The 6,422-nt window shown below is 66.9% G+C and carries 7 protein-coding genes; 2 read left to right on the forward strand and 5 right to left on the reverse strand.

The features are described from left to right. Positions 1 to 18: 18 nt before the first annotated feature. The 4 genes from recJ to LHL23_RS12570 all read right to left on the reverse strand — a co-directional run bounded on the left by recJ (position 19) and on the right by LHL23_RS12570 (position 4,672). Entirely contained in the window at positions 19 to 1,758 is a 1,740-nt protein-coding gene (gene recJ, locus LHL23_RS12555) for a single-stranded-DNA-specific exonuclease RecJ (protein ID WP_226430102.1), read from the reverse strand. A 113-nt stretch (positions 1,759 to 1,871) separates the two neighbouring features. Next, positions 1,872 to 2,858, reverse strand: coding sequence for a class II fructose-bisphosphatase (gene glpX, locus LHL23_RS12560; RefSeq protein ID WP_222480835.1), 987 nt, complete (start codon positions 2,856 to 2,858; stop codon positions 1,872 to 1,874). A 157-nt stretch (positions 2,859 to 3,015) separates the two neighbouring features. Continuing rightward, the gene (locus LHL23_RS12565) at positions 3,016 to 4,302 is read right to left on the reverse strand and encodes a homoserine dehydrogenase (RefSeq protein ID WP_226430103.1); all 1,287 of its coding nucleotides are present in this window, start codon (positions 4,300 to 4,302) and stop codon (positions 3,016 to 3,018) included. A gap of 115 nt (positions 4,303 to 4,417) precedes the next feature. Continuing rightward, the gene (locus tag LHL23_RS12570; RefSeq protein ID WP_222480839.1) at positions 4,418 to 4,672 is read right to left on the reverse strand and encodes a hypothetical protein; all 255 of its coding nucleotides are present in this window, start codon (positions 4,670 to 4,672) and stop codon (positions 4,418 to 4,420) included. 167 nt (positions 4,673 to 4,839) lie between these two features. Between LHL23_RS12570 and LHL23_RS12575 the strand changes: the two genes are divergently transcribed. Then, the gene (locus LHL23_RS12575; protein ID WP_039184136.1) at positions 4,840 to 5,427 is read left to right on the forward strand and encodes a TetR/AcrR family transcriptional regulator; all 588 of its coding nucleotides are present in this window, start codon (positions 4,840 to 4,842) and stop codon (positions 5,425 to 5,427) included. Beyond that, entirely contained in the window at positions 5,424 to 5,903 is a 480-nt protein-coding gene (locus tag LHL23_RS12580) for a GNAT family N-acetyltransferase (protein ID WP_226430104.1), read from the forward strand. Before LHL23_RS12575 ends, LHL23_RS12580 begins: the two co-directional genes overlap by 4 nt. 8 nt (positions 5,904 to 5,911) lie before the next feature. Here the strand turns inward: LHL23_RS12580 and LHL23_RS12585 are convergent, their stop codons facing one another. After that, a complete protein-coding gene (locus LHL23_RS12585; protein WP_226430105.1) occupies positions 5,912 to 6,214 on the reverse strand; it encodes an antibiotic biosynthesis monooxygenase family protein in 303 nt (100 codons plus the stop codon). Between the last annotated feature and the right edge of the window lie 208 nt (positions 6,215 to 6,422).

Consider the following 6,422-nt stretch of genomic DNA (forward strand, 5'->3'; position numbering starts at 1 on the left):
GCCCAAGCCTTTGAAAACTCAGGCTTCGGCAGCGTCTTCCAGGCGCAGCTGCGGACTTTGGCGGCCGCCCCAGGTGTTGATTTCCAGCCGTCCGGCAAAATGGAAGCGGGCACCGCCGTGCTCCAGCAGCCGGGGGCCGAGCGCGGTATCAAAGGCGCCAAAGCAGATCGCATCGACACCTCCGCCCATGCCGTCGCTGAGGGAGAGCTTGAGGTGGCTTTCACCCACTTTCTTGGCAAAGCGCACCTGAAGATCCGGCAGCGCATAGCGCGGGGCAGGGGCGCCGGCGCCAAACGGGCCTGCCTGTTCGATCTGCTCGATCAGGTCCACGCTGGCCGCCCCCGGCATCAGCGCGCCGTCGAGCTTCAGGTCGGCCGGGCCGCCCTGGCCTGCGCCCTGTTTGGCCAGCAATTCCGTCAGCCGCGCCATGGCCGGCTCCAGCTTGTCGCGCATCACGGTGAGGCCTGCAGCCATCTTGTGGCCGCCGCCCTTGACCAGCAGCCCTTCGGCCGCCAGCCGCTGGATCGAGGCGCCAAGATCGACGCCGGACACGGACCGGCCTGATCCCTTGCCCTCTTCGCCGTCAAAGCCGATCACGACGGCGGGCCGGTTGGCGGCTTCCTTCAGGCGGGAGGCGACGATGCCGACCACGCCCGGGTGCCAGCCCTCGCCCGCGGCCCAGACCAGCGGGGCGTCCAGACCGCGCTCCTCTGCCTGTTCCAAAGCGGCAGCGCGCACGGCGTTTTCGATGTCGCGGCGCTCGGTGTTCAGCTCGTCCAGCCTTTCTGCGAGTGCGGCCGCCTCATGCGGGTTGTCCGTCGATAACAGGCGTGCGCCGAGGTCAGCCTTGCCGATGCGGCCGCCGGCATTGACCCGCGGGCCCAGCAGGAAGCCGAGGTGGTAGGTCGAAGGCGCCGAATCCATGCGGGAAACATCGGACAAAGCCACCAGTCCGGGACGTTTGCGGGCACCCATTACTTTCAAGCCCTGGCGCACCAGCGCCCGGTTGGCACCGATCAAAGGCGCCACATCCGCCACGGTGGCCAGCGCCACCAGGTCCAGCAGCGCCATCAGGTCCGGGCCCTTGGCGCCACCCTCGCGCATCTGGCGGCCTGCCTCGACCAGCATCAGGAACACCACGCCCGCGGCACAGAAATAACCCAGGTCGCCGCTTTCGTCCTGCCGGTTGGGGTTCACCACCGCCACGCAGTCGGGCAGCGTTTCGCCGCCCAGGTGGTGGTCCAGCACGATCACGTCGGCACCCTTGGCGGCGGCAATGGGCTCATGGCTGAGGGTGCCGCAATCGACACAGATGATCAGGTCGTGGGCGGCGGCAAGCTCCTGCATGGCCGGAACATTGGGGCCATAGCCCTCGTCGATGCGGTCGGGGATGTAAAGCGTGGCTTCCAGCCCCATCTGCCGCAGCCAGACCAGCAGCAGCGCAGCCGAGCTGCCGCCATCGACGTCATAGTCGGCAAAGACCGCAATCCGCTGCTTGCGCCGCACGGCTTCCAGGAAGCGGGCGGCGGCGGCCTCCATGTCCTTCATCTCGCGCGGGTCTGGCAGCAGTTCTTTCAGCTTTGGTTCAAGAAATCCCTTGGCCTCCATCGCCGGCACCCCGCGCCGGGCCAGCACCTGGCAGACAGAGCGGGGCAGGCCGGTCTGCTGCGCCATCATTTCGGAGGCACGGTCCACTTCCACCCCGGGGCCAACCCAGCGGCGGCCGGTCAATGACTGCTCTACACCCAAAAAGCTCATGCGTCTCACCCGTAAGCAAAGGCCGGACCCAATTGGATCCGGCCCTTTCATCTTTCCTCAAATACTCCCGCCGGAGGCCGCGGCGCAAGCCGCTTCGCGGGCGCAGTGCCGGTTCACTTCTGGTGCGGTTCCAGCGGCGTGCGATAGGACATGCGGCGCACCGAGCCGGTTTTGGAGCGCATCAGCAGGGTGGTGGTTTCAACCCAGCCCGGGGTCCGTTTGAGCGAGGGCAGCAGCGAGCCGCCGGTCACGCCGGTGGCGGCGAAGATCACATCCTGGGTGACCATCTCGTCGCGGGCATAGATCCGGTCCAGGTCGGTGATGCCGGCCTTGGCGGCGCGGGCTTTCTCGTCGTCATTGCGGAACAGCAGGCGGCCGAAGATCTGGCCGCCCATGCATTTCAGCGCAGCTGCGGCCAGCACGCCCTCGGGTGCGCCGCCCTGGCCCATGTACATGTCGATGCCGGTCACGTCGCTTTCGGCGCAGTGCATGACCCCTGCCACGTCGCCGTCGGTGATCAGGCGGATGGCGGCGCCGGTTTCACGCACTTCGGCGATCATCGCCTCGTGGCGCGGGCGCTCCAGAATGCAGACGGTGATATCGGAGGGTGCGCAGCCTTTGGCCTTGGCCAGCGCCTCGACACGCTCGCGCGGGGACATGTCCAGCGAAACCACGCCGTCCTCGAAACCCGGGCCGATTGCCAGCTTGTCCATGTAGGTGTCCGGCGCGTGCAGCATGGAGCCGCGCGGGCCCATGGCAATCACGGTCAGCGCGTTGGGCATGTCCTTGGCGGTCAGCGTCGTGCCTTCCAGCGGGTCCAGCGCGATATCTACGCCGGGGCCTTTGCCGGTGCCGACTTCCTCGCCGATGTACAGCATCGGTGCCTCGTCGCGCTCGCCCTCGCCGATCACCACCACGCCTGCGATGTCCAGCAGGTTCAGCTGCTCGCGCATGGCGTTCACGGCGGCCTGGTCGGCGGCTTTCTCGTCGCCGCGGCCGATCAGCGAGGCAGAGGCCAGGGCGGCCTGTTCGGCAACGCGGGCGAGGCCCAGCGACAGCATGCGGTCATGAAAGGGCGCGTCAGGGGTGTTCGAAGTCATACCGGAAATCCTGTCTCAACGGGTCAGATGTGAATGGGCGTTTCAAGCCGAATAGCGCGGGGCGGGGCAGGCTCGCAAGGGGCGATAAGGGCTGCTGCGGCAGGAAAGCCCTGCCGCAGCGCTTAAAATTGCCGATTTTCGCCGGATTGCCTCCGGCTCAGACCTCTTCGATGCGCAGCGCGACAGGAGTGCCGTCGACAACGTCAGTGGCGGTGAGGCCTTCAAGCGCCACGTCCAGGGTCGCGCGGGTGCACTTGTGGGTGACGAACAGCACCGGCGCCACCGGCGCCTTGTGGCTGTACTGGCGCATCCGGTCGATCGACACGCCGGCCTCGCCCAGAATGGCGGCCACTTTGGCCAGCGCGCCCGGTTTGTCCAGAAGCCCCATCCGCAGGTAGAACGGCGCCGGCAGTCCGGTCTGGGCGGCGGGCGCCTCCTGCAGGGAGCTGGCAGGCTGGCCGAAGGTGGCAATGCGCAGGCCGCGGGCGAGGTCGAGGATATCGCCCATCACCGCGCTGGCGGTCGGGCCTTCGCCGGCGCCGGGGCCGCGCAGCACCACCTGCTCAATCGAGTCGCCCTCGATCACCACCATGTTGGTGCCGCCTTCCAGCTGGCCCAGCGGGGAATCGTCGGGCACCAGGCAGGGCGACATGCGCTGTTCCAGCCCGCGGGCGGTGCGCTGCGCCACGCCCAAGAGCTTGATGCGGTAGCCCATGTCGGCAGCGGCGCGGATGTCGTCCAGCTGGATGCGCTGGATGCCTTCCAGCTCCACGTTGGCAAAGGCCGGTTTGGTGCCAAAGGCGATGGAGGCCAGAAGCGCCAGCTTGTGGCCCGCGTCGATACCGCCCACATCAAGGTTCGGGTCGGCTTCCAGATAGCCCAGGCGGCCGCATTCCTCAAAGAGGGCGTTGTAGCCCTGGCCGGTGGCCTCCATCTGGGTCAGGATGTAGTTGCAGGTACCGTTCATCACCCCCATCACGCGGGTGATTTCATTGCCGGCCAGTCCTTCGGTCAGGGACTTGATCACCGGGATGCCGCCGGCCACGGCAGCCTCGAAGCGGATCACCCGGCCCGCAGCCTCTGCCTGTTCCGCCAGTTCCTGACCGTGGATGGCCAGCAGCGCCTTGTTGGCGGTGACCACGTCCTTGCCGGCCGCCAGGGCGGCCTCGGTCGCAGCCTTGGCGGCACCGTTATGGCCGCCCATCAGTTCGACGAACACATCAACGTCTTCGCGCACGGCCAGCGCCACGGGATCTGTCTCCCAGACGTAATCCTGCAGCGGCACGCCGCGGTCCTTGTGCGGGTCGCGGGCTGACACGGCGGAAATCACGACAGGGCGTCCGGTCCGCGCCTCCAGCAGCGCTGCGTGGCGGCGGATGATCTTCACCACGCCGATGCCGACGGTGCCCAAGCCTGCAATCCCTAGGCGAAGCGGTTCTGTCATGGCTGGAGGTCCTTTGTCCGAAACTTGTCCGCACCGCCTTAGCGGGTTCGGCGCAAGCGTGCAACGCCGCTGCGGAACAAGGCGGAGCGGTGCGGGCAGGAATGCCGCGGAGGGGTCAGAGTTCGGCGTTTTTGACGGCTTCGGCGCGGCGTTTCAGGCGGTCGCTGCGGGCGTCGAGCTCCTCTTGCAGATCCTCGCCGGCCTGCTGCGGCGGGTCCAGCGGTTCCAGCGCCTCATCCAGCGGCAGGAGGTCGGGGTAGTCCGCACCGCGCAGGTCGGGGGTCAGCCGGTCCTCCAGCTCTGGCACCCGGGTGCAGGCGGCGGCTGCCGTCACGGCCAGAAAAAATGCGATCCGTGTCCAAAACTGCATTGCCCAAACCCCATGCTCTGCTGGACCGGTTTTAGGAGGTCCGGCGGGCTGGCACAATTGAATTTCCGCGGCGGTTTGGGGATGTTGCCGCAGCCGCGGGCTGATAGAGGCATGGGGCGGCGGCATTCGCTCTTTTTTCTGAACATCTGTTCAGTTATTGTCGCCCCATGGCACGCACCCAAGGTTCCCACTCCGATATCACCGGCCCCCGCATCCGCGAGGCGGCCCTGCGGCTGTTTGCGCAGCATGGCTATGCCGCGGTCTCGATGCGCCAGATCGCCAAGGAGGTCGGGGTGCAGGCGGGCGCCCTGTACAATTACACGCCGGACAAGCAGAGCCTGCTGTTCAACCTGATGGCGGGCCATATGGCAGAGCTGCAAGCGGCCTGGGATTCGGTGCCGCAGGCGGACAGCGCACTGGAACGGCTGCGCGCCTTCACCGGCTTTCACATCCGTTTTCACCTGGAGCGCCCGGATGCGGTGTTCATCGCCTATATGGAGCTGCGCAATCTGACGGAGGAGAATTTCACCGTCATCGAATCGCTGCGGCGGGACTACGAGAACGGCGTGGAAGGGATCCTGAAGCAAGGGGTCGAGCAGGGCGTGTTCGCCATTCCCGACACCAAGATTGCGACACTGGCGGTGATTGCGATGCTGAACGGGGTCAACACCTGGTACCGCTCAGAGGGGCGGCTGTCGCTGGACGAGGTGGAGCGGGTCTATTGGGGCATGGTGCAGAAGGCGGTCAGCACATGAGCCTGCTGGATCTGAAAACCGGCCGTCTGCGGGCCGCCCCCTGGCAGGATCTGACGGCGGCGGAGCTGGCGGGCCTGTTTGCGCCGAAAGTGGTGCAATGGCTGCCGGACGGGTTTCAGGCACAGGGCAGCGATCAGAGCCGCCGCGAATTCCTGGCGGCTGTGTCGCAGCAGGCCGAAGTGGCGGCCCTCTGCAATGCGGCGGGCGAAGGTGTCGGGCTGATCATCCTGTCCTTCCCGGAAGAGGGCAGCAGCATCCGGAACCTGGGATATCTCTTTGCCGAAACCGCCTGGGGGCAGGGGCTGGCCAGCGAACTGATTGGCGGATTGCAGGCGCATTTCCGCGGCAGCGGCGTCACGCTGTCCGGCGGGGTCATGCAGGAAAACGCGGCCTCGGCCCGGGTGCTGGAGAAATCCGGTTTCACGCCGGAGCGCGCGGGGGCGGAGACCGTGTACAACTGGTATTCCGGCGCCTGACGGCCTGATCAGCTCAGCAGTCCAAGCATGTCGTAGTGGTCGATCTGGCGGCTCAGCACCATCGGGTCCTCTTCGGGCAGCACATGCGGCTGCTCCCAGTCCTCGCCGGCAAAGGCCTGCAGCGCCTCGACGCTTTCCCAGACCATCACCACGCAGAAGGTGGCGGGCGAATCCGGCCGCGGCAGCCCGGCGGTGACCGAAACAAGGCCCGGCTGGCGGCGCACGTGCGGCACAGCGGTATCGGTCAGAAAAGCCTTGAAGTCCTGGATCTTGTCGTCACGGACGGTGGCACGGAACACCCGGATAATCATCACTCCCCCCATCGGTCATTGGACAGGGGGAGTATAGCACATCAGGCGTGCGTTTGGCGGGCCGATGCGGATGGTGCGCAGGTTTGATGCGCCGCGCACAGGGAAAAGCGGGCACCGGTTTTCCCGTCCGGTGCGCGGGCTTGATGCGCCGCGCACAGGGAAAAGTGGGCACCGGTTTTCCCGTCCGGTGCGCGGGCTTGATGCGCCG

Source organism: Leisingera sp. McT4-56 (genome assembly GCF_020514995.1).
GTDB classification, from domain to species: domain Bacteria; phylum Pseudomonadota; class Alphaproteobacteria; order Rhodobacterales; family Rhodobacteraceae; genus Leisingera; species Leisingera aquaemixtae_A.

Excerpts from the sequence above, each read along its gene's own strand:
- glpX (WP_222480835.1), bottom strand. The coding sequence starts at position 2,858 with ATGACTTCGAACACCCCTGACGCGCCCTTTCATGACCGCATGCTGTCG.
- LHL23_RS12570 (WP_222480839.1), bottom strand. The coding sequence starts at position 4,672 with ATGCAGTTTTGGACACGGATCGCATTTTTTCTGGCCGTGACGGCAGCC.
- recJ (WP_226430102.1), bottom strand. The coding sequence starts at position 1,758 with ATGAGCTTTTTGGGTGTAGAGCAGTCATTGACCGGCCGCCGCTGGGTT.
- LHL23_RS12575 (WP_039184136.1), top strand. The coding sequence starts at position 4,840 with ATGGCACGCACCCAAGGTTCCCACTCCGATATCACCGGCCCCCGCATC.
- LHL23_RS12565 (WP_226430103.1), bottom strand. The coding sequence starts at position 4,302 with ATGACAGAACCGCTTCGCCTAGGGATTGCAGGCTTGGGCACCGTCGGC.
- LHL23_RS12580 (WP_226430104.1), top strand. The coding sequence starts at position 5,424 with ATGAGCCTGCTGGATCTGAAAACCGGCCGTCTGCGGGCCGCCCCCTGG.
- LHL23_RS12585 (WP_226430105.1), bottom strand. The coding sequence starts at position 6,214 with ATGATTATCCGGGTGTTCCGTGCCACCGTCCGTGACGACAAGATCCAG.